Source organism: Nocardiopsis sp. iso_237 (genome assembly GCF_056173345.1).
Genome location: NZ_CM149669.1, coordinates 545,393 through 571,761, shown reverse-complemented (window position 1 = coordinate 571,761; position 26,369 = coordinate 545,393). Strand labels below are relative to the sequence as shown.

Annotated in this window: 29 protein-coding genes; 10 read left to right on the top strand and 19 right to left on the bottom strand. The window is 72.1% G+C overall.

What is annotated here, in order from left to right:
• Nucleotides 1–157: 157 nt before the first annotated feature.
• The 4 genes from AC0VYM_RS02775 to AC0VYM_RS02760 all read left to right on the top strand — a co-directional run bounded on the left by AC0VYM_RS02775 (nucleotide 158) and on the right by AC0VYM_RS02760 (nucleotide 3,913).
• Nucleotides 158–1,153: an alpha/beta hydrolase gene (locus AC0VYM_RS02775; RefSeq protein ID WP_475462913.1), complete on the top strand. Its 996-nt coding sequence runs from the start codon at nucleotides 158–160 to the stop codon at nucleotides 1,151–1,153.
• Nucleotides 1,154–1,273: 120 nt separating this feature from the next.
• Nucleotides 1,274–2,572 carry a D-inositol-3-phosphate glycosyltransferase gene (gene mshA, locus AC0VYM_RS02770; RefSeq protein WP_475458587.1) on the top strand — a complete coding sequence of 433 codons (1,299 nt, stop codon included), beginning with the start codon at nucleotides 1,274–1,276 and terminating at the stop codon, nucleotides 2,570–2,572.
• A 34-nt stretch (nucleotides 2,573–2,606) separates the two neighbouring features.
• A complete protein-coding gene (locus AC0VYM_RS02765; RefSeq protein ID WP_475458584.1) occupies nucleotides 2,607–3,119 on the top strand; it encodes a type III secretion system chaperone family protein in 513 nt (170 codons plus the stop codon).
• Between the two features lie 47 nt (nucleotides 3,120–3,166).
• Nucleotides 3,167–3,913 carry a phosphoglyceromutase gene (locus tag AC0VYM_RS02760; protein WP_475458582.1) on the top strand — a complete coding sequence of 249 codons (747 nt, stop codon included), beginning with the start codon at nucleotides 3,167–3,169 and terminating at the stop codon, nucleotides 3,911–3,913.
• Between the two features lie 64 nt (nucleotides 3,914–3,977).
• Here the strand turns inward: AC0VYM_RS02760 and AC0VYM_RS02755 are convergent, their stop codons facing one another.
• Both AC0VYM_RS02755 and AC0VYM_RS02750 read right to left on the bottom strand, forming a co-directional pair.
• A complete protein-coding gene (locus AC0VYM_RS02755) occupies nucleotides 3,978–4,340 on the bottom strand; it encodes a DsrE family protein (RefSeq protein WP_475458580.1) in 363 nt (120 codons plus the stop codon).
• Nucleotides 4,341–4,353: 13 nt separating this feature from the next.
• The gene (locus tag AC0VYM_RS02750) at nucleotides 4,354–5,121 is read right to left on the bottom strand and encodes a hypothetical protein (RefSeq protein ID WP_475462912.1); all 768 of its coding nucleotides are present in this window, start codon (nucleotides 5,119–5,121) and stop codon (nucleotides 4,354–4,356) included.
• A 245-nt stretch (nucleotides 5,122–5,366) separates the two neighbouring features.
• Between AC0VYM_RS02750 and AC0VYM_RS02745 the strand changes: the two genes are divergently transcribed.
• Nucleotides 5,367–5,912 carry a nitrobindin family protein gene (locus tag AC0VYM_RS02745; RefSeq protein ID WP_475458578.1) on the top strand — a complete coding sequence of 182 codons (546 nt, stop codon included), beginning with the start codon at nucleotides 5,367–5,369 and terminating at the stop codon, nucleotides 5,910–5,912.
• 333 nt (nucleotides 5,913–6,245) lie between these two features.
• Complete coding sequence (gene ygfZ / locus AC0VYM_RS02740; RefSeq protein WP_475458576.1) at nucleotides 6,246–7,265, top strand: CAF17-like 4Fe-4S cluster assembly/insertion protein YgfZ; 1,020 nt, start codon at nucleotides 6,246–6,248, stop codon at nucleotides 7,263–7,265.
• Nucleotides 7,266–7,327: 62 nt separating this feature from the next.
• Here ygfZ and AC0VYM_RS02735 read toward each other — a convergent pair whose 3' ends face one another.
• The 4 genes from AC0VYM_RS02735 to AC0VYM_RS02720 form a co-directional block, all read right to left on the bottom strand.
• The gene (locus AC0VYM_RS02735) at nucleotides 7,328–8,242 is read right to left on the bottom strand and encodes an NADP-dependent oxidoreductase (RefSeq protein ID WP_475462911.1); all 915 of its coding nucleotides are present in this window, start codon (nucleotides 8,240–8,242) and stop codon (nucleotides 7,328–7,330) included.
• 91 nt (nucleotides 8,243–8,333) lie between these two features.
• Complete coding sequence (locus AC0VYM_RS02730; protein WP_475458574.1) at nucleotides 8,334–9,047, bottom strand: type 1 glutamine amidotransferase; 714 nt, start codon at nucleotides 9,045–9,047, stop codon at nucleotides 8,334–8,336.
• Between the two features lie 13 nt (nucleotides 9,048–9,060).
• Nucleotides 9,061–10,317: a MurT ligase domain-containing protein gene (locus AC0VYM_RS02725; protein ID WP_475458572.1), complete on the bottom strand. Its 1,257-nt coding sequence runs from the start codon at nucleotides 10,315–10,317 to the stop codon at nucleotides 9,061–9,063.
• Between the two features lie 86 nt (nucleotides 10,318–10,403).
• Nucleotides 10,404–12,635 carry a hypothetical protein gene (locus tag AC0VYM_RS02720; RefSeq protein WP_475458569.1) on the bottom strand — a complete coding sequence of 744 codons (2,232 nt, stop codon included), beginning with the start codon at nucleotides 12,633–12,635 and terminating at the stop codon, nucleotides 10,404–10,406.
• Nucleotides 12,636–13,249: 614 nt separating this feature from the next.
• Here AC0VYM_RS02720 and AC0VYM_RS02715 point away from each other — a divergent pair.
• Nucleotides 13,250–13,759: a hypothetical protein gene (locus AC0VYM_RS02715; RefSeq protein ID WP_475458567.1), complete on the top strand. Its 510-nt coding sequence runs from the start codon at nucleotides 13,250–13,252 to the stop codon at nucleotides 13,757–13,759.
• A 79-nt stretch (nucleotides 13,760–13,838) separates the two neighbouring features.
• Here AC0VYM_RS02715 and AC0VYM_RS02710 read toward each other — a convergent pair whose 3' ends face one another.
• The 6 genes from AC0VYM_RS02710 to AC0VYM_RS02685 form a co-directional block, all read right to left on the bottom strand.
• Entirely contained in the window at nucleotides 13,839–14,144 is a 306-nt protein-coding gene (locus AC0VYM_RS02710) for a DUF1416 domain-containing protein (RefSeq protein WP_475458564.1), read from the bottom strand.
• On the bottom strand, nucleotides 14,141–14,986 hold the full coding sequence (locus tag AC0VYM_RS02705; RefSeq protein WP_475458562.1) for a sulfurtransferase: 846 nt from the start codon (nucleotides 14,984–14,986) through the stop codon (nucleotides 14,141–14,143). The genes AC0VYM_RS02710 and AC0VYM_RS02705 overlap by 4 nt, the downstream gene beginning before the upstream one ends.
• A gap of 372 nt (nucleotides 14,987–15,358) precedes the next feature.
• The gene (locus AC0VYM_RS02700; RefSeq protein WP_355267795.1) at nucleotides 15,359–15,445 is read right to left on the bottom strand and encodes a putative leader peptide; all 87 of its coding nucleotides are present in this window, start codon (nucleotides 15,443–15,445) and stop codon (nucleotides 15,359–15,361) included.
• Nucleotides 15,446–15,561: 116 nt separating this feature from the next.
• Complete coding sequence (locus AC0VYM_RS02695; RefSeq protein ID WP_475458560.1) at nucleotides 15,562–15,885, bottom strand: TlpA family protein disulfide reductase; 324 nt, start codon at nucleotides 15,883–15,885, stop codon at nucleotides 15,562–15,564.
• Nucleotides 15,885–16,583, bottom strand: a complete 699-nt coding sequence (locus AC0VYM_RS02690) for an LmeA family phospholipid-binding protein (RefSeq protein ID WP_475458558.1) — start codon at nucleotides 16,581–16,583, stop codon at nucleotides 15,885–15,887. The genes AC0VYM_RS02695 and AC0VYM_RS02690 overlap by 1 nt, the downstream gene beginning before the upstream one ends.
• A gap of 242 nt (nucleotides 16,584–16,825) precedes the next feature.
• Nucleotides 16,826–17,980 (bottom strand): putative quinol monooxygenase, encoded by a 1,155-nt coding sequence (locus AC0VYM_RS02685; RefSeq protein WP_475462910.1) that lies wholly within the window; start codon nucleotides 17,978–17,980, stop codon nucleotides 16,826–16,828.
• Nucleotides 17,981–18,221: 241 nt separating this feature from the next.
• Between AC0VYM_RS02685 and AC0VYM_RS02680 the strand changes: the two genes are divergently transcribed.
• Nucleotides 18,222–19,028: an HAD family hydrolase gene (locus AC0VYM_RS02680; protein WP_475458556.1), complete on the top strand. Its 807-nt coding sequence runs from the start codon at nucleotides 18,222–18,224 to the stop codon at nucleotides 19,026–19,028.
• Between the two features lie 82 nt (nucleotides 19,029–19,110).
• Here AC0VYM_RS02680 and AC0VYM_RS02675 read toward each other — a convergent pair whose 3' ends face one another.
• Nucleotides 19,111–19,791 carry a hypothetical protein gene (locus AC0VYM_RS02675; protein WP_475458553.1) on the bottom strand — a complete coding sequence of 227 codons (681 nt, stop codon included), beginning with the start codon at nucleotides 19,789–19,791 and terminating at the stop codon, nucleotides 19,111–19,113.
• Between the two features lie 118 nt (nucleotides 19,792–19,909).
• On the opposite strand from AC0VYM_RS02675, the gene AC0VYM_RS02670 reads away from it, so the two are divergent.
• Nucleotides 19,910–20,395: a MarR family winged helix-turn-helix transcriptional regulator gene (locus AC0VYM_RS02670; RefSeq protein ID WP_475458551.1), complete on the top strand. Its 486-nt coding sequence runs from the start codon at nucleotides 19,910–19,912 to the stop codon at nucleotides 20,393–20,395.
• A gap of 15 nt (nucleotides 20,396–20,410) precedes the next feature.
• Here AC0VYM_RS02670 and AC0VYM_RS02665 read toward each other — a convergent pair whose 3' ends face one another.
• The 5 genes from AC0VYM_RS02665 to AC0VYM_RS02645 all read right to left on the bottom strand — a co-directional run bounded on the left by AC0VYM_RS02665 (nucleotide 20,411) and on the right by AC0VYM_RS02645 (nucleotide 24,781).
• Nucleotides 20,411–21,346, bottom strand: a complete 936-nt coding sequence (locus tag AC0VYM_RS02665) for an NAD-dependent epimerase/dehydratase family protein (RefSeq protein ID WP_475458549.1) — start codon at nucleotides 21,344–21,346, stop codon at nucleotides 20,411–20,413.
• Nucleotides 21,347–21,575: 229 nt separating this feature from the next.
• A complete protein-coding gene (locus tag AC0VYM_RS02660; protein ID WP_013155353.1) occupies nucleotides 21,576–21,674 on the bottom strand; it encodes a 30S ribosomal protein bS22 in 99 nt (32 codons plus the stop codon).
• Nucleotides 21,675–21,894: 220 nt separating this feature from the next.
• Nucleotides 21,895–22,530: a histidine phosphatase family protein gene (locus AC0VYM_RS02655; protein WP_475458546.1), complete on the bottom strand. Its 636-nt coding sequence runs from the start codon at nucleotides 22,528–22,530 to the stop codon at nucleotides 21,895–21,897.
• A gap of 31 nt (nucleotides 22,531–22,561) precedes the next feature.
• Entirely contained in the window at nucleotides 22,562–23,863 is a 1,302-nt protein-coding gene (gene hemL, locus AC0VYM_RS02650) for a glutamate-1-semialdehyde 2,1-aminomutase (protein ID WP_475458544.1), read from the bottom strand.
• Between the two features lie 255 nt (nucleotides 23,864–24,118).
• Entirely contained in the window at nucleotides 24,119–24,781 is a 663-nt protein-coding gene (locus tag AC0VYM_RS02645) for a phosphatase PAP2 family protein (RefSeq protein ID WP_475458542.1), read from the bottom strand.
• A gap of 271 nt (nucleotides 24,782–25,052) precedes the next feature.
• Between AC0VYM_RS02645 and rraA the strand changes: the two genes are divergently transcribed.
• Nucleotides 25,053–25,535 carry a ribonuclease E activity regulator RraA gene (rraA, locus tag AC0VYM_RS02640; protein ID WP_475458540.1) on the top strand — a complete coding sequence of 161 codons (483 nt, stop codon included), beginning with the start codon at nucleotides 25,053–25,055 and terminating at the stop codon, nucleotides 25,533–25,535.
• On the opposite strand, the gene AC0VYM_RS02635 is transcribed toward rraA, so the two are convergent.
• Nucleotides 25,532–26,248, bottom strand: a complete 717-nt coding sequence (locus tag AC0VYM_RS02635; RefSeq protein ID WP_475458538.1) for a hypothetical protein — start codon at nucleotides 26,246–26,248, stop codon at nucleotides 25,532–25,534. The two genes, rraA and AC0VYM_RS02635, sit on opposite strands and share 4 nt — an antisense overlap.
• Nucleotides 26,249–26,369 lie beyond the last annotated feature (121 nt).

Genomic DNA, 26,369 nt, shown 5'->3' with positions numbered 1-26,369 from the left:
GACCCGGGGGAAGGGGACGGAAGGGGGGTTCGGGGGCGGCGCCCGACAGTACGCCGCAAATTCCATGCCCAGCGAACACATTCGACTACAGTGGGTCACAGTTCTCGGCCGCGTCGTGCGCGGTTCCCGGTTGCCCCCGACCCCCGAGGTCCCCGACGTGTTCGTCACCATGCCCCGACGCGCCGCAGTGCTCGTCTCCTCCTGCGCCGTCGTGCTGCTCGCCGCGTCCCTGGCCACCGCACCACCGGAACAGCTGGTCGAGAGGATCGGCCACCACCTGGCCGCGCCCGAGCCGGAGCTGACCCACGGCCACGCGATGCTGCCCCCGGGCCCCGGCCCCGCCCCGGCACCCATTCCCCACCCGGGGCAGGTCGCCGTCTGCGAGGAACCCGGCCGCGACCAGGTCGTCACCCTGCCCGACCCCGGAACGCCCGGAGACGAGGGGCGGCCCGTGTGGATCCGGCGCCCTCCCGGGCCCGACAGCACCGACCTCCCCGTCCTCTATCTGCTGCACGGGTCCGCCTCCACCCACCACACCCTCATGGACGCCGGTCTGGGGGCCCGCCTGGACCGGCAGATGTGCCGCTCGGGGGTCGAGTTCGTCGTCGCGGCCCCGTACGGACAGGAGAGCGGGGGCTCCACCACGGAGTGGGGCGACGCCCACGACGGCCGCTTCGCGCTGGAGAGCTTCGTCACGCGGGACACCGTCGACGCGGTCGAGGGCGAACACCCGCGTCCCCGGTCGCTGCGGGCGATCGGCGGCTTCTCCATGGGCGGCTACGGCGCGGCCGCCCTGGCCCTGCGCCACCCCGACCTCTACTCGCAGGTGGTCGGCTGGGCGGGGTACTACCGCGTGGACGACCCGCACGGGATCTTCGGGGAGGACACCGCACCGCACTCCCCCGACCGCCTCCTGGGCTCGGAGGAGGTGCGCGACCTCCGGTTCATGCTGGTGGAGGGGCGCGCGGACCACACACCGCTCCAGGAGGGCAGCATCCAGGGGGAGGCCGCGCGCTTCTCGGCGCTCCTCGCCGAACACGGTATGACGGTCGACACCCTCCGGCCCCGCGGCGGCCACGACCTGGAGACCTGGCGCAACACCTTCCCCGAGGCAGTGGACTTCCTGGTGTCCGGGTGGACGTCTACACCGTGACCACGGCCGGGTCAACCCCGGCCCCCTCGGACGGTCCGGTGGGGAACAGTGTGTACCTTCGTCGCTGTTGACGACTACGGCTCGCACACTCGTTGCTTACACGACTCGGAGGAACCACCGGTGTCCGGACCCCTGCCGCTGGGACGCAAGACGGCGGTTCCCTCAAGGATCGCGACCGTCAGTCTGCACACCTCCCCGCTCGACCAGCCCGGCACCGGTGACGCGGGGGGCCTCAACGTGTACGTGGTCGAGGTCGCCCGGCGGATGGCCGAACGCGACGTGGCCGTGGACGTGTTCACCCGCGCGACCAGCGCCGATCTCCCCCCGGTCGTGGAGCTCGCGCCGGGCGTGAACGTGCGGCACGTGCCCGCCGGGCCCTACGGCCGCCTCGACAAGAACGCCCTCGCGGACCACCTGTGCCCGTTCGTCTTCGGGATGCTGCGCGCCGAGGCCCAGGGCGACCCGGGCCACTACGACCTCGTCCACGGCCACTACTGGCTCTCCGGCAAGGCCGGGGTGATGGCCGCCCGCCGGTGGGGCGTGCCCATGGTGCAGTCCATGCACACCATGGCCCGGGTGAAGAACGCCGCGCTGGCCGAGGGCGACTCCCCCGAGCCGGAGGCACGGGTGCGGGGCGAGGACCAGCTGGTCCGCCAGGCCGACCGGCTCATCGCCAACACCGACGACGAGGCGCGGCAGCTCACCGGCTTCTACGGCGCCCGGAACGAGCAGATCAGCACGATCCCGCCCGGGGTCGACCTGGAGACCTTCACCCCCGGTTCGCGCACGGAGGCGCTGGAACGGATCGGGCTGCCCCGTGACGCCGAACTCCTCCTGTTCGTGGGCCGCGTCCAGCGGCTCAAGGCCCCGGACGTGCTCATCCGCGCCGCAGCCGACCTGCTCGAACGCGACCCCTCCCTGCGTTCCCGCCTGGTCGTCGGGATCGTCGGCGGGCTGTCCGGGGGCGGCCGGAACGAGCCCCGCCTGCTCACCGACCTCGCGCGGTCCCTGGGCGTCGCCGACGTGGTGCGGATCGAGCCGCCGCAGGACCGCGCCCGCCTGGCCGACTACTACCGGGCGGCGACGGTGACCGTGGTCCCCTCCTACTCCGAGTCCTTCGGTCTGGTCGCCGTGGAGTCGCAGGCCTGCGGCACCCCCGTGCTGGCCGCCCGCGTCGGCGGCCTGACCACGGCGGTGGCCGACGGTGCCTCCGGGGTCCTGGTGGACGGGCACGACCCCCGGCACTACGCCGCCGAGCTGCACCGGATGATCACCGAACCGGCCTGGCGTGCCAAGCTGGCCGGAGCGGGCCCACGGCACGCCGCCACCCTGGGGTGGTCGCGGACCGTGGACGAACTCCTGGACGTGTACCAGGACACCCTCAACCCGCGCGGTCTCCGCCTGGCCGAGGCCCGTTGACCGGGGCGGGAGCGACGTGACGAGAGGCGAGGACGTGGCAGCGGAAACAGAGCACGAGAGCGCCGTCAGGGCGATCACCGAGGCCGTCACGGAGGCCGGCCTGGAGGTCGAGCGCCCCCGCGAGGGGTCGTTCCTGGTGACGATCCCCGGTACGGCCAAGCTCAGGACCATGGTGTGGCTGGAGGCCGGTCCGCACAGCCTCACCCTCACCTCGTTCTTCTGCCGCCAGCCCGACGAGAACCACGCCGCGTTCTACCAGTGGCTGACCCGGCGCAGCTCGGACATGTACGGGATGGCGTTCGTCTCGGACGACGTCGGAGACGTGTACGTCCGGGGGCGCCTGCCGCTGGGCGGGGTGACCCCCGCCGAGGTGGACCGGTTGCTGGGCTGTGTGCTCACCTACTCCGACGAGAACTTCAACACCGCGCTGGAGTTGGGCTTCGCCACGGCGATCCGCAAGGAGTGGAAGTGGCGGACCGCGCGCGGCCACGACACCCGCAACCTGAGCGCGTTCGCGCACCTGGCCGAACCCGTCACCGAACAGTAGGCCCCGCCGTGGGCGGCCACCCGGACGGGATCGCTAGGCTTGCCCCCATGGGAACTCTGGTACTGCTTCGACACGGCGAGAGTGTCTGGAACGCGAAGGGCCTGTTCACCGGCTGGGTGGACGTGGACCTCTCCGCGCAGGGCGAGGAGGAGGCCCGCCGCGGCGGCGAGCTCCTCAAGGCCGCCGGGGTGACCCCGGACATCCTGCACACCTCTCTGCTCAAGCGCGCGATCCGCACCGCGAACCTCGCACTGGAGACCGCCGACCTGCACTGGCTGCCGGTCGAGCGCTCCTGGCGCCTCAACGAGCGCCACTACGGCGCCCTCCAGGGCAAGGACAAGGCGCAGACCCGTGAGGAGTACGGCGACGACCAGTTCATGGTCTGGCGCCGCTCCTACGACACGCCCCCGCCGCCCATCTCCGACGACGACCCCTACTCGCAGGCCGGGGACGCGCGTTACGGGCTGCTCCCGCCGGAGCTGCTGCCGCGCACCGAGTGCCTGAAGGACGTCCTGGACCGCGCCCTTCCGTACTGGTACGACAACATCGTCCCGGACCTGGCCGCGGGGAAGACCGTCCTGGTCACCGCGCACGGCAACTCGCTGCGCGCCCTGGTCAAGCACCTGGACGGGATCAGCGACGCCGACATCGCGGGGCTGAACATCCCCACGGGCATCCCACTGGTGTACGAGCTGGACGACCGGTTCCAGCCCACCAACCCGGGCGGCACCTACCTCGACCCGGAGGCCGCCAGGTCCGCCATCGAGGCCGTGGCCAACCAGGGCAAGAAGTAGCCCGGACCCCGACCTCCCGTGCCCGCGCCGCCGACCGGTGGTGCGGGCACCGTCGTGTCCGGGGTCAGTAGACGAGGGCCTGGGCGCCGTCCCGGAGGGTCTCCTCCACGAAGGTGGCCGCGCCCGCGACGCGCACGCCCTCGATCAGGTCCTCCGGGGTGAGCTCCCGGCGGGCCGCGCACTGGGTGCAGACCGTGACGGCCCCGGCGGCGAGCACACCCGCGAGCAGGTCCTGGAGCGGGGCGGCGTGGGGGAGGGCGAACTCCTCGGCCCGGCCGGGCACCGCGAACCACGAGGCCTCGCCGGTCAGCCAGAGCGACACGTCCGCGCCGCTCGCTACCGCCGTCGCCGCGACGGTGAAGGCCTGGTTGCAGCGCTCCGGGGAGTCCGCACCGGCGGTGACCTTGATCACCAGGGAACGAGTCATGCGGTCAGCCTACTCAGAACGCGGCGGCGGTCACGACGGCGCCACCGATCGCGCAGAGGGCGAGGGCGGTCAGGAGCAGGATCGCCTCGCGGCGTCGGGGCGAGACGCGGGCGGGGCCCTCCTCCACGCCGTGCTCGACGGTCAGCGGGGCGCCCTCGGAGGCGACCAGCACCACCCGGCCGTCGCGCACGTCGACCTCGCCGGTGACGCGCACGCGCGCCCCCTGGCGGATGATCCACTCGCGGTACTCGAACTCGATGGTCTCGCCCCGGAAGACACCGGAGATGCGGCCGCGGACGCGCGGCAGGAGGTCGTCGGCGGCGGCCGCGACCCCGGGCTGGGGGCGGCCGACCAGGCGCTTGAGGCAGAGCTCGGGGTCGCGGGGTTCGACCCCCGCCGGGTCGACGTAGACGCGCTCGACCGCACCGGTCCGGCCCTCGGCGACCAGGCCGAAGAGCTCCTCCGAGCCGTAGTCCGCGATCGAGTCGCAGGCCCGCTCGGTGACGGCGCCCTCGGCGCGGTCGCGGACCAGCGGACGGTAGTGGCGCAGCACCTCGTGGCCGTGCCACACGCACTCGGAGCCCGCCAGCCCGGACTCGATGGGACCGGACGGCCCGACGGCGGCCACACCCGTGAGCGTCACCCGCTGGCCCTTGAGGGGCACCAGGGCACCGGGCAGGAGCTGGGCCAGCCCGCGCTGCCGCAGCCAGCGGCGCAGCCCGACGACGGTCAGCGGCAGGAGGACCACCGCGACGGCGAGCAGCGCCACACCGATCACCATGAACACAGGCAGCCCCTTAGTAAGCGCGTCGGAGGTCAAGGACGACTGCGGGCGCCGAGCCCCAAGGACACACCGCGTCTGCTGACAATCTTTACCAGTTCTCCAGGAAAGCGGGGCCAATTGGGCATGTCCAGTCCAAGGCTGCTCGATGCCGCGGATCGCACACGGCCGGGTCGTCACCGGAGGGGTCGGGGCGCCGCGCAGCAGGGCGTGTATCCGCCGAGCATGCCCTAGGCTCGTTGGCTATGGATGCTGAGGTACACCCCGATCTGGAGAAACTGTCGTTCCTGTTCGGACGCTGGGAGGGCGTCGGCGTCGCCGGTTACGCCGACGAGGAGGAGCTCCAGTTCGGCCAGGAGGTCGAGTTCGAGGTCAGGGACGGAGCTCCCTACCTGGACTACCGGAGCCGGGCCTGGCGCATGAAGGCCGACGGAACGCTCGGAGAGCTCATCACCGAGGAGTCCGGCTACTGGCGTGCGCTGTCCGAGGAGGACACGGCCCAGTACGCCAAGGACGACGAGAAGAACATCATCCACCTGGAAGTGCTGATCGCCCACAACGAGGGCTTCATCGAGTCCTACCTGGGCAACGTGTTCGCGAACCGGGTGGAGATGGCCACCAACGCGGTGATGCACACCATCACCGGCCTGGAGGTCCAGGCCTCGCACCGCCTCTACGGGCTGTTCGGTGAGGACCGGGACACCCTGGGCTACGCCTGGGACCTGGCCGCGCGCGGGCACGACCTGCGCTCGTACATGTCGGCCCAGCTCAAGAAGGTCGGAAGCAAGTAGGGCCGCGCTCCGACCCGTGGTCGGAGGAGGGCATGGGCGAACCCCGGGCTCTGTCCCGCGTGTGCGGGGCCGGTCGGACCAGGTCCGGCAGCCCGGGGTTCGGGTGTCCGTCAGGTATTCGCGCGAACGACGTCGGGCGAACGCTCAGCGTCGTCCTAGCGGACGGCCACCTCGCCAGTCCTCGAATGAATCATTTCTCGGACCACCTCCTTTCCTGCGTGCTCCGAAGGTACGTCCCGTGGCCGGGGTGGGGCAAGTGATTTTCGGAGCTCCGTCTTCCCTGTTCAGAAGGGGTGCCCCGGGGCGTTTGGCGGGCCGGATAACCTCGGTTCCATGACTTCGCCGCTGCTGACCACACCGGGTGCCGTGAGCGCCGACACCCCCGACTCCGACGTCGCCGCGCACTACGGCGACCCCTCCCACGAGGCCCGCGCGATGGAGCGTTCCAGCGCCTGGGTCGACCGGAGCAACCGTGGCGTGGTGCGCGTGACCGGACCGGACCGCCTGGGCTGGCTCAACGACATCACCAGCCAGCTGACCCGGAACCTCGCCCCCGGTGTCGCCACCGAGTCGCTGGTCCTGGACACCCGGGGCCACCTGCGCCACCACCTGTCCCTGGTGGACGACGGCGAGACGACGTGGATCCACACCGAACCCGGCGGCGGACCGGCGCTCGCGGAGTTCCTGGACTCGATGGTGTTCACGCTGCGCGTGGAGGTCGAGGACCTGTCCGACGCGTTCTCCGTGCTGACGGTGCTGGGTCCGGAGCGCTCCAAGGTGGCGGCCGTGGCCGAGGGCGTGCTGAACCGCGCCGCCGAGGACCAGATCGACCTCTTCGTGCCTTCCGGCGACCTCGTGGCCGTCGCGGAGAAGCTCACCGCCGCCGGGGCCCGCCCGGCGGGCATGTGGCCCTACGAGGCGCACCGGATCGCCGCGCACCGGGCCCGCCCGGGGCTGGACTCGGACGAGCGGTCCATCCCGCACGAGATGGACTGGATCGGCTCCGCCGTGCACCTGGAGAAGGGCTGCTACCCCGGTCAGGAGACCGTGGCGCGGGTGCACAACCTGGGCCGACCGCCGCGCCGCCTGGTGATGCTGCACCTGGACGGGACCGTGGAGCGGCTGCCGAAGCTGGGCAGCGACATCGAGCTGGACGGGCGCAGGGTCGGCCGGGTCGGGACGTCCTCCCGCCACCACGAGCTGGGCCCGATCGCCCTGGGCCTGGTCAAGCGCACCGTCCCCGTCGACTCCGACTTGGTCGTGGACGGGATCGCCGCGGGCCAGGAGGTCGTCGTGGACCCGGACACCGGCGCCAACGCCGACCTCAGCGACTTCCGCAACAAGCCCAGGTAGTCGACCGGAACGGGGCGCGGACCGGTGACCGGTCCGCGCCCCGTCCGGGAGCCGCGCGGGCGTCAGACCGTGAGGACGATCTTGCCCCGGGTGCGGCCGGTCTGGTTCAGGCGCCAGGCCTCGGCCGCCTCCGCCAGCGGGAACGCGCGGTCGACGTGCACCTTCAGCGCGCCCGCGTCCGCCAGAGCGGAGAGTTCCACCAGGTCGTCGTGGTCGGGCCGGACCCACAGGTACTGTCCGCCCTCCGCGAGGACCCCGGGGTCGGCGATCGAGACCACCCGCTCCCGGTGTTCCGTGACCGGGAGCGCGGCCACCCCGCCGCCGACGAAGTCCAGGACCGCGTCCACGCCCTCGGGCGCGAGCGCCCGCACCCGTTCGGTGAGCCCGTCCCCGTAGGTCACGGGTTCCGCGCCCAGCGCGCGGAGGTGGTCGTGGTTGCGCTCGCTCGCCGTGCCGATGACCCGCGCGCCCCGGGCGACCGCGATCTGCACAGCGAACGCCCCCACGCCGCCCGCGGCGGCGTGCACCAGCACCGTGTCACCGGAACCCACCGAGACGCGCTTGAGGGACTGGAGGGCGGTGAGCCCCGCCAGGGGCACCCCGGCCGCCTCCTGCCAGCCCAGTGACGCGGGCTTGGGCGCGATCAGACGCACGCTCGCGGAGACCAGCTCGGCGTAGGTGCCGTTCTTGGCCCAGTCCTTGCGGAGGTAGCCGTAGACCTCGTCCCCGACCGCGTACTCCCCCGCGTCGAACCCGACGGCCTCGACCACACCGGAGACGTCCCACCCCGGGACGAGCGGGAAGTCGGCCTCCATGACGGGGTCCAGACCGCCCGCCGCGAGCTTCCAGTCCACCGGGTTCACCCCGGCCGCGCGCACGCGGATCAGGACCTCCCCCGGGGCGACCTTGGGATCGGGCAGGTCCACCAGGGCCAGGTCGTCGGCGGATCCGTACTGCTGTAGTGCTATTGCCTTCATGTCGGGTGACAAGGCGGTGACGGAGTGATTCATTCCTTCCGGACGCGATCGGGCCCGGTGGGAGATCCCACCGGGCCCGATCGGGTGTGACCTAGCGCAGGGCCGCGGCCAGGCGCTCGTCGTGCAGACGCTCGCCCCAGGCCGGGGGGAGCGGGTTCAGCTGGCCCACGCGCCAGCGCAGCAGGAGGTCGGCCAGCTGCGGGTTGCGCGGCAGGGCCGGGCCGTGCAGGTAGGTGCCCAGGATCTGGCCCTGGTAGGCGCCCTCGGTGTGGTCGTCGTTGCCGATGCCCTTCACCGTGGTGGACAGCGGTCTGGCCTGCGGGCCGATCGCCGTGCGCCCCTGGTGGTTCTCGAAACCGGTGATCCGGCCGACGCCCAGGGCGGGGTCGACGTCCGCGACGATCTCGCCCACCGCGCGGGTCTGGCCGCGGGTGCTGCGGATGTCGAGGATGCCCACGCCCGGGAGCGGGTTGGCGTCGTCGTCGCCGTAGCTCTCACCGATGATCTGGTAGCCCGCGCAGACCGCGAAGACGCAGGCCCCGCGGGCGGCGGCCCGGGCCAGACCGCCGTCGGCACGCAGCCGGTCGGCGGCCAGGATCTGCGGCCGGTCCTCGCCGCCGCCGAGCAGGTAGATGTCGCCCTGCTCGGGCACCGGGTCGCTGGAGTGGACGTGCACGATCTCGGTGGGGATGCCGCGCAGTTCCGCGCGGCGCTTGAGGATGAGGACGTTGCCCTGGTCCCCGTAGGTGCTGAGCAGGTCGGGGTAGATCCACACGATCCGCAGGGCGCTGCTGGTGTTCGACATGGGTGTGTGTCTCCTACTGGACGCGGCCGTACGCCGTGCGGATCTGCTGGAAGGCTGTGTAGTTGGCGATGACGTCGACCTTGGTGATGTCGGGGCGCTCGGCCTTGAGCTTGCCCAGCACCTCGTCCACGCGGTCGGCGACCTCGAAGGGCACCTCGTCGGTCTCCAGGCGCAGCGCGAGGTCCGTGCGGCGCTCGCCCATGACGAACACCCTGCGGTCGCGCAGCACCGTGTAGTCCACGTCCCAGAGCCAGGAGGTGTCCTTGCCGTCGGGGATCTGGGCGTTCACCGCGAGGATCACGGGGACGCGGGGCGGGTCCAGGACCGCGAAGGACTCCAGCCATCCGGCCGGGTTCTTGGCGAGCAGCAGGCGGACCTCGACGCCCATGGTGACCACGGAGGTGTAGCGCCCGGCCACCGAGGTGACCTCGCGCAGCCGCTCGATGGTGCGCTCGGGGTGCATGCCGTACCCGGCGGCCGTGGCGGCGGCGATCGCGGCGTTGGCGCGGTTCGCGTCACCGGGCAGGTTCATCCGGAGCTTGGTCTGCTGGCCGTCGGGGGCGATCAGCACGTCGTTGTCGTTGTCCACCGCCCAGGTGGTCCGGGGCCGCGCCAGGCCGCACTCGGGGCACTCCCAGTGCGGGTCGACGTCGCGCTTGAGGTGACCGCCGCACTCGGGACAGCACCAGGAGTCCTCCTTCCAGCGCTGCCCGGCCGACACCCAGGTGGCGTTCGGGGCGCCGAGCCCCGCCCAGGCCACGAGCGGGTCGTCGGCGTTGGCGATGACGTGGGTGTTGCTCTGCGAGAGGGCGGTCCGCCACTTCTTCGCGAGCAGGTTGATCTCCGAGGCGCGGTCCATCTGGTCGCGGCTCAGGTTCATCAGGACCACGAAGGAGGGGTTGGTGGCCTTGAGCACCTGCGGAAGGTACTTCTCGTCCACCTCCAGCACACCGTTGACCGCCGACTTGTTGTCGGACAGGGCGGTGATGTGCCCGGTGGGCATGTTCGCGCCGTACTCGTTGGTCGCCACGTCCCCGAACTCGCGCAGGGCCTGCGCGATGAGCCGGGTGGTGGTCGTCTTGCCGTTGGTGGCGCTGACCAGGGCCAGGCGACGGCCCTGGGCGAGCTTGGCGAGCAGGTCGGGCTCGACCTTGAGGGCGACGCGCCCACCGATGACGGAGCCGTCTCCGCGTCCGGTGGCCCTGGACAGGCTGGCTGCGCTCCTGCCCAGTACCGAGGCCAGTTGGGCGCGCAAGGGAAGCTCGCTCATCAATTCTCCACGATCGGTAGATCACCCGCACGGACGCGCTTCGGCGGCGGGCGATGTGTCGGGCCAAGCTTATTGTCCACCGAACCTCAGACCCGCCAGTCCAGGCGCTCGGGCGGCGGCCCGAGGTTGGGCGGGGCCTTCTCCGGGTCGGTGCGGCCCACGGTCCCGGCCGTCTCCGCGACGCCGTGGCCGTTGGATCCGCTGGTCGCCCCGGGGGTGTCGTCCCGAACGGTGCGGTCCGGTCGGAGGGGGACCTCCGCCGGTGCGGTGCCCCCGAACGGCTCGGAGCCGCCCGCGTGCGCCTTCCGGGGCTCGCCGGCCCCGGTACCGCGCCGGGACACCGGTGCTCCGGCGGTGGCTCTGCCGCCACCACTGGCCCCAACGTTCCCGCTGGTCCCGGTGTTCCGGTTGTCGTCCACCGTGGCCAGGGTGGCCGTGGACAGGGTGAGGATACCCGGGTTGGTGTCAGCGAGGATCGGCCCGCCCCGGGTGAGAACGAGGGCGGCGGTGGACGGCAGCTCCCGCAGGGACCGCGCGTCCAGGCCGAGCGGGCGCGTTCCCGGTTCCTGCTCCACGTCGGGACGCGCCGGGGTGTCGATCTCGGCGGCCTGACTGGTCACCCGCCCCCACGCCGTGGTCGATCTCACATGGCGGACCAGGTCGAGGGGGGCGATCGCGGCCGTGGCGTTGCGGATCAGCGCCCCGGACTCGGTGTGCGGGGAGGGGAAGAGGAGGTCGTCGTCCTCCTCGTCGTCGGCCGGTTCCACCACCGTGCCGCCCACGGCCGCGCCGATGACCTCGGTGAGCCGGTGCACCTCCAGGTCCCGGGGGTCGGCCGCCACGGCGACCGCCGCCGCCACCGCTCTCCCGACCTCCTCCGCGTCGTCGTCCAGCCCCATCACCACCGGCAGGCAGCTGGGGTCGGTGAAGCGCGCCAGGGCGGCGGGGACGGCGGTGCGGAACAGCAGGACCACCTCCACTCCGCCCTCCGACGCAGCGGCCAGGACCTGGTCCACCTCCTCGGCCGGGAGGGTCTCCGCGCCGCAGACGACCACGCTGCGGGTCCGAGGGGGCCGGGCCCTCGGGCGTCGTCCGGCGGAGGCCGGCTCGGGCGAGCGCGCCTCCAGGAGTTCGCTGAGCGCGGCCACCGCGTAGGTGCCGTAGACCCGGGCGGCGCCCTCCCCCGAGGCCCGGTCCGTCGAGATGATCTTGACCTGGGCGTAGGCCCCGTCGTCGGCCCTGGTGCCCACGGCCTCGAAGGGGCTGAGCCGGTTCTCCAGCGTCCAGGCGCGTTCACGTATCCCCGGGTCGTCGGCGCACCGCTCCCGTACCCGGGCCCGCTCGGCCTCGGACAGCAGGGCCAGGGCGGCGTCGTCCTCGGCGGTGTCGTCCTCGGGGGTGACCAGGGCGCGCAGCCCGCCGATGAGCCGGGCGACTCCCACCTCCGGACCGAGTACCTCCAGCAGGCGCAGCAGCAGGGTCTCGTCCGCGTCGGCGTCCTCCAGCCGCCCGGAGGCGGCGGCCGCCGCCGAGAGGACCCGGGCGCGCTGCCCGGCGTCCAGGTTGGTGCCGAGGGTCATCCGGGGCAGGTCGGCCGGGAGGACCCAGCGCCGGGGCCCCACCGCGCAACGCCTGGCCAGCCGGACCAGCTCGCTGGTGACCGAACGCCCGGTGAGGTCCACGACGGTGAGGTCGCCGCCCTCGCGCAGCCGGGAGATGCCGACCGTGGTGAGCAGCGCCGACCATCCGGCGTCGCCGCCGCCGACCACGAGCACCGACGAGACGTCCGGGGGCACGGTCACGCCGTACCAGCGCGGCTGGGCCTCGTAGGCGCGCGCGGCGGCCTGCCACTCGGTGTACCGGCGCGCGTGTGCGCGCTGCTGGTCGTGCAGGGCCCGCTCCCGCGCGGCCCGCTCCTCGGCCAGTCGCGCCTCGGCGCGTTCGAGCCGGGTGGCCATCACCTGCCTGCTCTGGAGCAGCGCGAAGACCAGCGGTGCCGCGATCGCCGCGCAGGCGAACACACCTCCCAGGGCCAGGCTTCCGGGGAGGATCCGCAGGGTCCACAGCAGCGGGCAGAGCAGGGCGAACAGCCCGAGCCCCGCCAGGGCGTAGTGGAGCGGCCGGTTGGTCTGGGCCTCGCTGTCGAACTGTCCGGCGACCCACTCCTGGCTCAGGGTCTCCGCGTCCGCCGGCGCGGGGCGGCGCGGGGCCGGTCCCGGCGGCGGCAGCACGACCCTGTGCCGCCAGCCGAGGTAGGTGCGTCCCGCCTCGCTTCGGGGCGTGCTGGCCGCGGCCGCCGACGACCGTGGTGTGGGCACCGTCCGAACACCTCCTGACCGGCGGGGGAGTACCGCCGGGATACCTTCACGCGGGGGTTCCGGCCAGGGGGGTCGGAGGTCGGGGCTGGGGGCCCGCGCCCGGCGTGCTTGCCACGGGCCGCGCCCCTTCGCGGGAGGGCGCCGGGGGCGTCCGGACCCTGCGGAGAACACGAACCGTGACCTTCAGTGAATCAGGGCCGCCCACCGCTTTCCAGTCCCCGTCCACACCTGTGGACAAGTACCTCCGCCCCACCGGGAGGAACCCGTCCGAAGCGCCGCCCGAGTGAGTGGGGGCGCGGGCACGAGCGATCGGGACGGTCCCCTGAGTGCCCCGATCCGGAACGGTTCCTCTGCGCACGCTGACCGCACGGGGAGTCAGGAGACGACCGGGCACCGAAGGCACCCAGGCCCGGACGGAGCACGGCCATGGGGACGGGTCAGTCCGACGTCACGGGCCCGAACGGGCGCGCGGTCCCGGGACACGGGTCGACATAATGATGGTGGCCTCGTGCCGGGGGCTCACCCGGGAGGGGCCGCCTGGGCCTCTCTCCCCCATCCCCCTCACACGCCCCGCCCAGGTGCTCCCGGGCGTTGCGGTCGACGAGGAGTCCCCCATGGCCGTTCAGACGCACGCGCTCCCGCTCCTCGGGATGCTCCTCCAGAGCGCCGCACTCGTTCTGCTGGTCCTGGCCGGGCTCTGGAACCACCGGCGAAAGCGGTTCGGGTGGAGTGAGAGGGCTCTGGCGCGCCAGGAACCCGTCACGGAGGAACGACGCCGGGTACGCCCCTTCCTGCGCGACGGGACGGTCGCCCCCGACCCCGAGCTGGCCCGCCTCACTGTCAGGGTGGCCGAGCACCGCGTGCGCAGGCTGGAGAACCCCTGGCTGATCAACGGCGTGAGCCTCAACGCCCTGGGGGTCAGCCTGTTCGCGATCCACTACTCCTACCCGGGCCCGGCCCTCTGGGTGGCGTTCGCCCTCTTCCCCGCCGCCCTCAGCGCCCCCTTCATCCGACAGGTCACGCTGGACCGGGCGCGACGGGCCCTGGAGGCCAACCGGGAGCTGGCGGAGCTGCATGAGGGCTCCGAGGAACCCCCGGAGCACACCGTGGCCAGGGAACGCTGAGGGCACGCGAAACGGCGCGGCGCCGGTGCCGGACGAAGTGATTCGTCCGGCACCGGCGCCGCGCGCGGTGGTACCGCTGTCAGGCCTCGACCTGGACGTCGATGACCTTGCCGACCTCGGCCGTCACCCTGTACTCCCCGGTGAAGCCCTGGGAGGCCAGGACCCGCAGCTTCCACTCGCCGTCGGCGGCGAAGAAGCGGAAGGTGCCCTCGTCACCGGTGGCGACCTCCCCGACGAAGTCGTCGGAGGAGTTCAGCAGACGGGCGTAGGCGCCGCGCAGCGGCTGGCCGTCACGGGTCACCGTGCCCTGGATGACCGCCTGGTTGCCCGCGTCGACGTCGGCGAGGGCGACGCCCCCCTCGGGTGCTCCGCAGCTGTCGCTCACTTGGCCTCAGCCTCTCCGAGCTCGACCGGGACGCCCACCAGGGAGCCGTACTCGGTCCACGAGCCGTCGTAGTTCTTGACGTTCTCCAGCCCGACGATCTCGTGCAGGGCGAACCAGGTGTGCGAGGAGCGCTCGCCGATCCGGCAGTACGCGATGATGTCCTTGTCGAGGTCGACCCCGGCCTCGGTGTAGAGCTCGCGCAGCTCGTCGGCGGTCTTGAAGGTGCCGTCCTCGTTGGCGGTCTTGGCCCACGGGATGTTGCGCGCGGTCGGGATGTGCCCCGGGCGCTGCGAGGTCTCCTGCGGCAGGTGCGCGGGGGCCAGCAGCTTGCCGGTGAACTCGTCGGGCGAGCGGACGTCGACCAGGTCCTTGGTGCCGATGGCCTCCACAACCTCGTCACGGAAGGCGCGGATCGAGGAGTCCTGCTCCTTGGCCGAGTACTCGGTGGCGGCCCGCTCCGGGACCTCCTCCACGAGTTCGCGGGAGTCCAGCTCCCACTTCTTGCGGCCGCCGTCGAGCAGGAGGACGTTGTCGTGGCCGTAGAGCTTGAAGTACCAGTAGGCGTAGGCCGCGAACCAGTTGTTGTTGCCGCCGTACAGGATGACCTGGTCGTCGTTGCCGATGCCCTTGGCGGACAGCAGCTTCTCGAAGCCGGTGCGGTCCACGAAGTCACGGCGGACCGGGTCCTGGAGGTCCGTCTTCCAGTCGATCTTGACGGCGCCGGGGATGTGGCCCTTGTCGTAGGCGGACGTGTCCTCGTCCACCTCGACCAGGACGACGTTGGCGTCGTCCAGGTGAGCCTCCACCCAAGCGGCGTCCACGAGGACGTCGGAGCGGCTCATGAGGAACCTCCTGTGCTTTCTGTGCGGTGTCGCGTGTGCGGTCGGTGCGTCGCGTTCCGGGGGCGCGGTGCCCGGAACAGGGGTTTCTGGGCGGCCTCCCCGCCCCTGACGGCCACCGGATCGTTCACCGGGGACGCGGAAGGGCACGGGAGAGGCACTACGCGTGGGAGAGGGCGGTCGCGGCGATGGTGAGCCGTTCCGGGCACGACGGAGGATGTTCCCGGGGTCACCGACGGTGGCGACGGAGGAGAGGGAACCGTCAGGTGTCGTCGGGGTCCGGGACGAACGACGGGTGTACGCCGTCGTTCCCAGCGCGTACTCGGAAGGGGCCGGTCGCACGGAGCGAGCGGGGGCTCGGAAGGCCCGTCCGCCCTAGGGACACGGACAGAGCGCGGCAGCGACGCGGCAGAAGTCCACCGCTCGTCGCTTCGTCAGATACGCGCTCGTCAAGGAAGTCACGTCCTAGACGCTACAGCCCGCACCGCGATCTTGTCACGGGTGTCCTGGATCACAGGACAGGCGTCCCAGAATGTGGGACGCCTGGGGGCGGGGGCGCCGGAGCGGGGGCCCGCCCGTCAGCGCACGGCCTCGCCCAGAGCGGCGATCACGTCGGCCTTCCGGGGCTGGCCCCCGGCCCTGCGGACCACCCGGCCGTCGGCGTCCAGCACGAACACCGTGGGAGTCCCCTGGATCTCCAGCCGACGCACGAGGTCCAGCCGGGACTCGGCGTCGACCTCCACGTGGGCCACCCCCTCGACCATGCCCGCCACGTCCTCCAGGACACGGCGGGTGGCGCGGCAGGGCTGGCAGAAGGCGCTGGAGAACTGCACGAGGGTGGCCCTCGCGCCCAGCTCGGCTCCGAGCACGTCGGGGCCGAGCGTCTCCGCCGCCGGGGCCATCAGACGGCCTCGGAGCCCATCAGCGGGACGTCGGTGCCGGTGCCGGTGATCTTGAGGCCGTTCGAGGTGGCCTCCATGTCCTTGGCGGTCAGGCCGAAGGGCAGCTCGGGCACCTGGGCGCTGAAGGTCAGCATGTTCGAGACCATGTCGTCCACGTTGAGGGGGACGTCCGCCACCGCGATGTCGACCGGGGTCACGTGCAGGGTGTCGCCGTCGACGCTGAACTCGCCCGCGCTGGAGACGGAGACGCTCCGGCCCAGCTCCGGCACGGCCAGCTCGCCGTTGATGCGGGGCTCACCGTTCTCGGTGGTGATGGTCATGCCCTCGGGCAGGTACGGGTTGAAGTAGGCGTAGGGCACCACGAAGGAACCGTCCACCTGGCCCGCGGTCACCGTGGGCTGGTCCATGAGGTCGCTCAGCGGCGCCTCGACGTCGGAGGCGGTGGCCTCGATCTTCTCCACCGTCACGCCGTCCATCGTGGCGCTGTCGGCCTGGATGTTGACCTCGGTGTAGGTACCGCTGATCACCTGCGGGAGGAAGGCCCACCCCTCGATGGACACGTCCGGGTCCTCGGACATCTCCATCTGGTCGGCCAGACGTCCGGCCAGGGTGCTCTGCGCGAACGAACGCGCTCCGACGTCCGCCACCACGACGAGCGCGGCGAGCAAGATCAGGAAGACGACAAGGAACTTACGCATCGGGGCTCCCAGCAACTTTCTTTGGCTCCGGCGCGGCTCTCGGCTGGGTCATCCGGCCGGTCTCGGTCACACGCCATCGGCACCCGACGGGCACCGGTCATGAAAAACCTGTAGGGAAGGGTACTTCACCCGGGATGGGACGCGGGGCGCGCCGCATTGGTTGCGCCGGGGGCGTGACCACGGGCGGTACGCGGCCCCTCCGAACCGCGCCGGAGGGACCGAAGAAAGCGTGGAACGCCTGCTCAGCGGGGCATCAGCATGGCGGCGAGGCCGTCCGTGGCGGCGGCTCCGGAGAGGGAGAGCTCGATCACGTTGGTGGCCACCACGTGCCCGGAGAGGCGCCGTGTGAACTCCATAACGTGCGGCTGCTGCTCGTGCTCCTCCTGGGCGAGTTCGTCCCGGTAGATCGCGTAGACGATGCGCTGGAGGGGGGCGCTGGGCACGGTGTGCGAGGCGAACAGCAGGGTGTCGGGCTCGCGCTTGGAGACCTCGGCCACGACCGCGTTGGCGAGCTGGTCGAACCCGCCGCCCTGGCCGTCGGCGAGCGTGTAGATCGTGATGACGCCGCGGACCTTGCTGGGCGGGGCGGCGGGCGCGCCCTCGTAGAGGTCGTCGTAGTTCTCGGCGTTGCGGCGCTTGCGGCGCACGGGCTCCTCCTGGGGCTCGTCGTCGAGTTCGTCTTCGTCGTCGTACTCGTCGTCGTAGTAGTCGTCGTACCCGTCGTCATAGGGGTCGCGGCGCGGCTTGGCGGCCAGCGCCCCGGCACCCCAGAGGGAGGAGACGGCGCCGAGGACCAGCAGCGGACCGAGGGCGCCCAGCCCCATGCGTCCGACCACGACGGAGAGGAGCACGGCGAGCGCGACCAGACCCAGCACGGCCAGGTCGGTCCGGCCGGGGCCGCGGATACCGCGGCGCGCGACAGCGACGACCGCGAGAACGAGGAGGACGGCGACGAAGCCCTGCACGCCGTTGATGAGCGAGCGAGGGATCAGGTCGTAGTGCTCTCCCAGCGGGGGGAAGGCCGCGTCGAACCGGCCGCTGATGCGGTCGACGCTGAGCACCACCAGGGGAACGATGGTCAGGGCGGTGACGATGAGGCGCGTGGCGAAGCGGCCGTTGGGTGAACGGACCGCGAACTCCAGGGCGCCCCAGGCCGCGTAGAGCGGTCCCAGGAGGCTGACGCCGATATGGAACAGACGGAAGGTGACCTGACCGAAGTCGAAGAGCACCCCGATGACCGCCGCGCTGAGGCCGACCGTCACCCCCAGGGACGCGACCAGCCAGGCGATCGCGGAGACACTGGGACGGCGTTGGGCATACGCGGTCAGCGCGGCGGTGGCGCTCCAGCCCACCAACGCGCTGATGAATGTCAGTCCTACCGTGACCATCCCGACCATGATGCTGCACCGCAAAGGGTGGATGTGCACCGCGTGCACCTTCTCCGGGACGGTGACCGGGAAGATCCCGCAGAGTGGGGGCCAAAACCGCGCTCTACACTGTGACCTTCATCACCAGGTTTGGCGCTCTCGCCCTGTCGCGGCCCGGCACCCGCAGGTGGTCATAAGCTCGCAGTACGCGGGGAAGCGCCACCCCGGACATCCGGAGGGCTGCCTCCCCCACCACAGCCAGGAGAGAACCGTGTCACACGACGCCGTTTCCCCGAAACCGGTCGGCCCCGGAGCCGCTTTCTTCGACGTGGACAACACGCTCATGCGAGGCGCGTCGATCTACCACTTCGCCCGCGGCCTGGCCTCCAGGGACCTGTTCACCACCCGGGACCTCATGCGCTTCGCGTGGGGGCAGACGGTGTTCCGGGTGACCGGCAGCGAGCAGCCGGAGCACATCAACGCCGCGCGCGAGGCCGCCCTGGCCTTCGTCGCCGGACACGGTGTCGAGGACCTGGTCACCCTGTGCGAGGAGATCTACGACGACACCATGGCCGACCGCATCTGGGAGGGCACCCGCGCACTCGTGCAGGAGCACCTGGACGCGGGCCGTCCGGTGTGGCTGGTCACCGCGACCCCGGTGGAGCTGGCGCAGATCATCCGCCGCCGCCTGGGGCTGACCGGCGCGCTGGGCACCGAGGCCGAGTGCGTCGACGGCGTGTACACGGGGCGGCTCAACGGCGACCTCATGCACGGTCCGGCCAAGGCCGTGGCGGTACGCGCGCTGGCCCGCAAGGAGGGTTGGGACCTGGCGGCCTGTTCGGCCTACAGCGACTCCTCGAACGACCTGCCGCTGCTGTCGTTGGTCGGTGACCCGCACGCGGTCAACCCGGACGGCGACCTGCGCCGCTACGCGCGCACCCACGAGTGGCCGGTGCACGACTTCCGCAAGCACCGGGCGGCCCTGAAGGTGGCCCTGCCCGCCGCCGTGGCGGGTGCCGTGGCCGGAGCCGTGGCCGTGCGCGCCGTCAGACACCGCAGAGCCCTCAGCCTGCGCTGAGCACGACGGGACCGCCCCCGGCGCCCCGGACGCCCCGCTGGCGCGCGACGGCGGCACACGCGAGCTCACGGGCGCACCGCCGTCACCGCCGCCGGTAGAACACGGGCAGGGCGCTCATGCCCTCGGCCCGCAGGGCCGCGCGGACCCTCTTGAAGAAACTCGGCCTGATGAGCTGGGCGAGGAGGAAGCGCACCGGCCCGCCGGGCAGGCGCACGTGGTTGACGAGCGTGTAGGGCGCGTCGTCCAGCGGTTGGAGCAGGGTGGAGTTGTCGACCCCCGTCTTGTCGACGTACCAGCGGGCCAGCTCCTCCCAGACCGCCACGGCGCGCTCGGGGTCCGGAGCGGTGAAGTGGTTGAGGAGGTAGGTGGCCGAGGGGTCGTCGCCGGTCACCCCGATGCGGCGGGTGTTGCGAGCGGTCATGACCAGCTCTCCGTCCAGCTGGCGGTAGGCCTCGGAGTCCAGCACGTCCGCCACGCGGTCGGGTGCGGCCACGGTGACGAGCAGGACCGCGTCGTAGCCAGGGGAGCCCTCCAGCGGCGGCATGAGCACGGCCTCGTAGACCGTGGTGGAGACGACCGGGGGCAGCTCCTCCAGCTCGTCGGCGAGCACCCGGAACCGCGCCAGGGCCCGCTCCCGGTCCGTGTCGCGCCGGACGAGGGCGCCGTGCCGGGGAGGGGCCACGCGCGCGCCGACGTACACGTAACCGTACGGATGGGGATCGAGGAAGCCGGTCCGGTCCGGTTCCGGGCTGTTCCTGGGCATGGCGCCTCTCCTCCGTCGGTCAGGGCGGGGAGCCCCGTCACGGTGCGTACCACCGACCCTAACCCCGAAGCTTCGCCTTTCCAAACAGTTCGGAAAGACAAATCATATGATCGTAGACATGACTGCAGACAGGGCACCGGAGTCCCCCGACGAACGGGACCGCGCACTCGTGGCGGAGCTGGGCGTCATCCCACAGCTGGAGGTCTACTTCCGCCGGGTGCGCGTGGAGATGCCCGCCGACGTCGCCGAGGCGTTCTCACGGCACGGACTGACCGCGCGGCACGGCGGAGTACTCGGCCAGCTGGCGGTGGTGCCGTCGATCGGCGTCTCCGATCTGGCCAGACGGATGGCGGTGTCCCTGCCGACCGCGAGCGAACTGGCCGGGGACCTCAGACGCGCCGGACTCGTGGTGGCGGAGGAGGACCCGGACAACCGCAGACGCACCCTGCTGAGCCTGGCCGACGACCACCGGGCCTCGGTGGAGACACTGGTGGCGGCACGGGCGGCGCCGCTGCGGCGCGCGATGGAGCGCCTGCCGGAGCGGGACCGTGAGGGGTTCGCGGCCGGGCTGCGGGCCTGGGCCGATGAGATGCGCGACTGGTGAGACCGCGCGGGGCCGCTACCGGCCCAGGGTGGCGCGGGCCAGGGCCAGCACGTGGATCGGGCGGAGCCCCGCCCCCCGGGGCGAGCCGCCCCGGCTGTGCGCGTAGGACTCGAAGGCCTCGATGGAGCTGTAGGAGGGCACCCAGTCCAGGGCCCGGCACAGCGGCGCGGGGTCCAGACGCGGGGCGCTCAGCCCGCCGCGCACCGCTCGGGCGGCGCTGGAGCTGGCGTAGTCGATCCGGCCGTGCCTGGCGACACCGCGCAGCACCCTGAGGCCGCGTGCGGGCACCGGGAGGCGCTGGCCGCCGACGCGGCGCAGGCAGTCGGAGAGCGGGACCTCGTCGGCCCCGGAGACGTCGAAGAAGCCGGTCTCGTCACTGAGCGCCATGCGCACGAGCGCCTCGGCTCCGTCGTCCTCGTGCAGGAACTGCACACGAGGGTCGCGGCCCATGACGGTGGGCACGACGCGCGAGTCCATGTAACGGGTGAGGGGGGTGTCCACGGAGGGACCGATGAGGTTGGCGAACCTCAGGACGGCCACGGACAGGTCCGGGCGGCGACGCTGGAGGCCGCGGGTGTGCCGTTCGACCTCGGCCGCGTCGTCGGCGTCCAGGGTGGCGCTGGAGCGCACCACCAGCCGCCGGACGGTGGAGGAGCGCTGGGCCGCGCCCAGGACCCGCATGGTCCCCAGGAGGTTGTCCTCCCTGTTGGGGTCCTTCGCGGTGTCCAGGCCCAGGTGCAGGACCAGGTCGGCGCCGGACTCGGCGACGATGCGGTCCAGGCTGCCGTCGTGCAGGTCGACGTGCTGGAACTCGACCCCCATGGTGCCGTTCGGCGGCGGAGCGGAGTCCGCGCCGATCACCCGGTGCACACCGGGCCCCTGGCTCAGGGTCTGGGCGACCCCGGCCGCGAGGGGGCCGGAGACCCCGGTGACGAGTACGACACGAGCCATGGAGACACGTTCCTTGGAAGGAGACGGTGGTGGTCCGGATGGGCCACGAACCGCTCACCCCCGTCGGAGGCGAACCGGTGAAGATGACCCGTGAGTCACAACAGTGGTACACCCGGAAAATTCCGTTCCCCGGCTGACGCCGGGCAAGGGAAGTGAAGTGTCTCCGCGTCCGGGGCGTGCCAGCGGCCCGCCCGCGCCCGCGGAGAGACGACCTACGTCGCGAACGCTCCTACTTCTTGTTGCGACGCGCCACACGCGTGCGCTTGAGCAGCTTGCGGTGCTTCTTCTTCGCCATCCGCTTGCGGCGCTTCTTGATGACGGAACCCATGGGATCACCTTCTCGCTGACGAGTGAGTACGGACATGCCGAACCACTGGTGACGAACACCTGCTGGCTCGGATGCGGTTGCTGGGCTCGCCCGGGCACACGCGCGCGCAGCGCGGGTGGCCGGTGCGACCGGGGCGGGCCCCGGGGAGGACGACGGTCACTGGTACACACGTCTACCGCACCCGTGGGCCCAGCTTACCGCTACGGGCAACCCGGGCGGATCACGCCCCTGGAAGGGACGGACCGTCGCCGTAGAGGACGGCTGCCGGTTCGGCGTAGCTGACGCTGGCCAGCCGCTGATCCGCGAAGGTCAGCGACGTGACACTGGCGAGGTTACATTCCCGCAGGTCCGGCCGGTGCCACAGGCGCCTGCCCTCGGCCGCCCGACGGGACATCCAGATCGGCAGCTGGTGGCTGACGCACACGGCCTCACGCCCCCAGGCGGCCCGCCGGACGACCTTGATGACCTCGACCATGCGGTTGACGATGTCCTGGTAGGGCTCGCCCCACGAGGGCCGGAAGGGGTTGTACAGACGCCGGAGCACCTGCGGATCGCGCGCCGACTTGGCGGACAGCGCCATCCCCTCGAACTTGTTGGCCGCCTCGATGAGCCGGTCGTCCAGGGTCACCGAGAGGTCGAACGCCTTCTGGAGCGGGACGGCGGTCTCCTGGGTGCGGTCCAGCGGCGACGAGTACAGGGCGGCGATGTCGTGGCCCTCGAACCAGTCGGAGGCCATCTCCGCCATCCGCTGGCCCCGATCGCTCAGGTGGTAGTCGGGGAGGCGGCCGTACAGGACCTTCTCGGGGTTGTACACCTCTCCATGCCGGAGGAGGTGGACGACGGTGGTCGTGGTCATCGTGGAGGATCCTTCCGAGGTGCGGGTCGGGTCAGCCCTGGGACTGGGCCTGCGCCGCGGCCCGGGCGGCCGCGGGCAGGGCGTCGACCACCCTGCCGACGGCGGCCTCGTCGTGCGCGGACGAGAAGAACCACGCCTCGAAGGCGGCGGGCGGGAGGTAGACGCCCTGTTCGAGCATGGAGTGGAAGAAGGCGGCGAACACCTTGGTGTCCGTGGTGCGGGCGCTGTCGAAGTCGGTGACCTCGCGGTCGGTGAAGAAGACCGTGAAGAGGTTGCCGCCGCCCTGGATCCGGTGGGTGACGCCCTCGGCGCTGAGCGCCTTGGAGATCTCGCTCTCCACCTGGGCGGAGACCCGGTCGATGTGCGCGTAGACCTCGGGGGTGGCGCCGCGCAGCGTGGCCAGACCGGCCGCCGTGGCCAGCGGGTTCCCGGAGAGCGTCCCCGCCTGGTACACGGGGCCGTTCGGGGCGAGGCGGTCCATGATCTCGGCGCGTCCGCCGAAGGCCGCCGCGGGCAGGCCGCCGCCCATGACCTTGCCGAAGGTCATGAGGTCGGGGGTGACGCCCTCCAGACCGAACCAGCCGGAGGCGCTGACCCGGAAACCGGTGAGGACCTCGTCGAGGACCAGCAGGGCGCCGTGGGCGTGCGCGATCTCCTTGAGGCGGGCGTTGAACCCGGCCTTGGGCGGGACCACGCCCATGTTGGCGGGGCAGGCCTCCGCGATCACGCAGGCGATCTCGTCGCCGTGCTCGGCGAAGGCGCGCTCCACGGCCTCGACGTCGTTGTAGGGGAGCACCAGGGTGTCGGCGGCGCTGGCACCGGTGACGCCCGGGGAGTCCGGCAGGGCGAACGTGGCCAGGCCGGAGCCGGCCGCGGCCAGGAGGGCGTCGACGTGGCCGTGGTAGTTGCCCGCGAACTTGATGATCTTGCTGCGTCCGGTGAACCCGCGCGCGAGGCGGATCGCGGACATGGTGGCCTCGGTCCCGGAGTTGACCAGGCGGACCTTCTCCACGGGGGTGCGCTCGACGATCAGCTCCGCGAGCTCGACCTCGCCGGGGGTCGGGGCGCCGTAGGAGGTCCCGGCCGCGACGGCGCCGTGGAGGGCCTCCACCACACTCGGGGCGGCGTGCCCGAGGACGAGCGGCCCCCACGAGCAGACGAGGTCGACGTACTGGCGACCGTCGGAGTCCGTGAGGTAGGGGCCTTCGCCCTTGACGAAGAACGGCGGGGTGCCGCCGACCGCCCCGAAGGCGCGCACGGGCGAGTTCACGCCGCCGGGAACAACGGCGGCCGCCCGCTGGAAGAGCTCTGCTGAAGTCTGTTGAGTACCCACCTCACCAGTGTGTCAGCTGTGCTCTCCCCCGCGACCGTGACCCGCCCCGCAACGCCCGCGGGCCCCTCCGGAGCCGGTTCCCGCACACCCTCAGTCGCGCCGGATCACCCGCACGAGCCGGTGGACGCGCCGTCCGTCACGCGTCGAACCCCGCGACGCCTGACAGGGGTCGCACGTTCCCCTCCGCCCCGCTTGGCCCGGAACGCACGCGTGCCCCGCCGGGGGGACGGGGCACGCGTGGAGGGGGAGGGTGGATCAGACGTTGCTGTGGGCGTTCGCGCGGGTCCGCCCGGCCTCGGGGCCGTGGTCCGCGTCCTGGGCGCGCAGCAGGGGGCGCAGGCGGTCGTTCTCGGCCAGCTTGTCGACGAGGGCGGTCATCGGGCGGGCGGCCAGCAGGGAGACCAGGGTGGCGACGAGGGCACCGACGAGGAGGCCCACGGTGACGTCGTGCGGGTAGTGGGCGCCGACGAACACCCGGGAGAAGGCCTCCAGGACGGCGAAGACGGCCGCGACGACGGCGAAGCGGCGCCAGGCGATGATCACGGCGGCGGCCGCGGCGCCGGCGATGGCGGCGTGGTTGCTCGGGAAGGACCAGTCACCGATGGGGTCGCACGTGGCGATGGTGTTCAGGTCCGTCATGGCCTGGCAGGGGCGCATCTGTTCGAAGAACGACTTGATGGTCCGGCTGACCGCGTAGGCGATGACGGTGGCGACCGGCGCGAAGAGCGCGAGGCCGACCAGGCGCGAGCTGACGGACCGGGCGCGCCACCAGGCCATGAGGAAGAGGATCGCGAACACACCGAGGAACAGGTCGGTGCCCCACTCCGCGGCCGTCTGCATCCAGGGGTCGAGTCCGTCGGCGAACTCGATCACGGACCGTGACCAGGAAGCGCTGACGGCGAAGATGTCGGAGACCATCTCTCTCCAGGGGTCGTACGGGGAGGAGAGTCGCCCTGACGGCAGGGGGAAGACGGGGCGACGTCCCGGTGACGGGACTCCCACGAGCGAATGACGGGAAGGTCCTTATCCTGTCATCCGTGGAACCCCTCTGAGACCGTGGAAGCCCGAACACCAACGAAAGAGACACGGCCCATCGACCAAAGAGGGGAACGGGCCCCGGTCGGGAACCGCTGCTCTACCGACCAGTAACTTGGGCTCGTCCACTCACTCCTCACGGACCGGAGCTGTCATGGCCACGGACTTCACCACGGCGGACCTGATCGACGACCACGGCGACACCCTGCGCAGCTGCTCCACGCAGTTCCGCCAGTTCGGGAGGCACGAGGTGTTCTCCGGGCCGATCCGCACCGTCCGCTGCCACGAGGACAACGGGCTGGTCAAGCAGATCCTCAACACCCCCGGTGAGGGATCCGTCCTGGTGGTGGACGGCAACGGCTCCCTGCGCAGCGCCCTGATGGGCGACATGATCGCCGAGGCCGCCGTGCGCAACGGCTGGGCCGGGGTGGTCGTCAACGGCGCCGTCCGCGACACCGCCGCCCTGGGCGGGCTGGAGCTCGGGGTCAAGGCCCTGGGCTCCAACCCCCGCAAGTCCCTCAAGGACGCCGCCGGACGCCAGGACGTACCGGTGACCTTCGGGGACGTCACGTTCGTCCCGGGAGAGTGGCTCTACAGCGACCACGACGGCATCGTGGTCAACGCCACCGAGATCTAGCGCACTCCGTCGCGCCACGACTGGCGGCCGACGAAGGGCACCGCGCACCCCAGCAGGATCACGGGCATCAGCAGCACCCCCGTGAGGGCCGCCCACCGGGGCTCCGGGAGCAGGAGGCCCACGGCCCCCGTGAGCACGCCGACCGCCACGACACCCCCGCCCACGGACCAGCGCGCCCGGCTCCACCAGCGGACGGCGGGGGTGTCGAGACCCTCACGGGCACGCACCACCGGGACCAGCAGGCCGAGGGCGACCAGGAAGACCGCCAGCAGGAGGGCCATCAGCTGGTCGGTGGACAGCGGCAGGGCGCGCCCGGCCTCCGAGTGCAGGATGACCACGTGCACGGCCAGCAGGAACGCCGCCAGCACGGCCAGGTGCAGGTCCAGCAACCGGCCCAGCGAACGCCCGGACCAGAACACCGGCAGCCGGAGGGCGCGCTGGAACCCGGCCCCCAGACGCGCGCCGAGGGTCAGCGCCGCGACCAGCAGCAGGATCGTCCCCGGCGCCGCCGTGGTGAACAGCCAGCGGGGCGTCATCGTGGGCTCGCCGTCGAGCCCGACCTTCCCGCTGGGGACCACCTCCGGGATCTCCGGCCACAGGGTCACGGTCACCGCGACGGCGAGCAGCGCCATGAGCGAGGCGAGCACCGCCCCGACCCACGGAACGGGGACGGCCCCCCTTCCGACAACGGTTTCCGCCGAGTTCGCCGCCATGCGACTCCCACCTTTCGATTCGCTCGATTCGTCGATGGGAGAAACGTTAGGAATTCCGCGCGGCGGACACATCGGGCCCGGGGCACGCACCGGTCATGTGCCTGGTCGGGGGCGGGACATG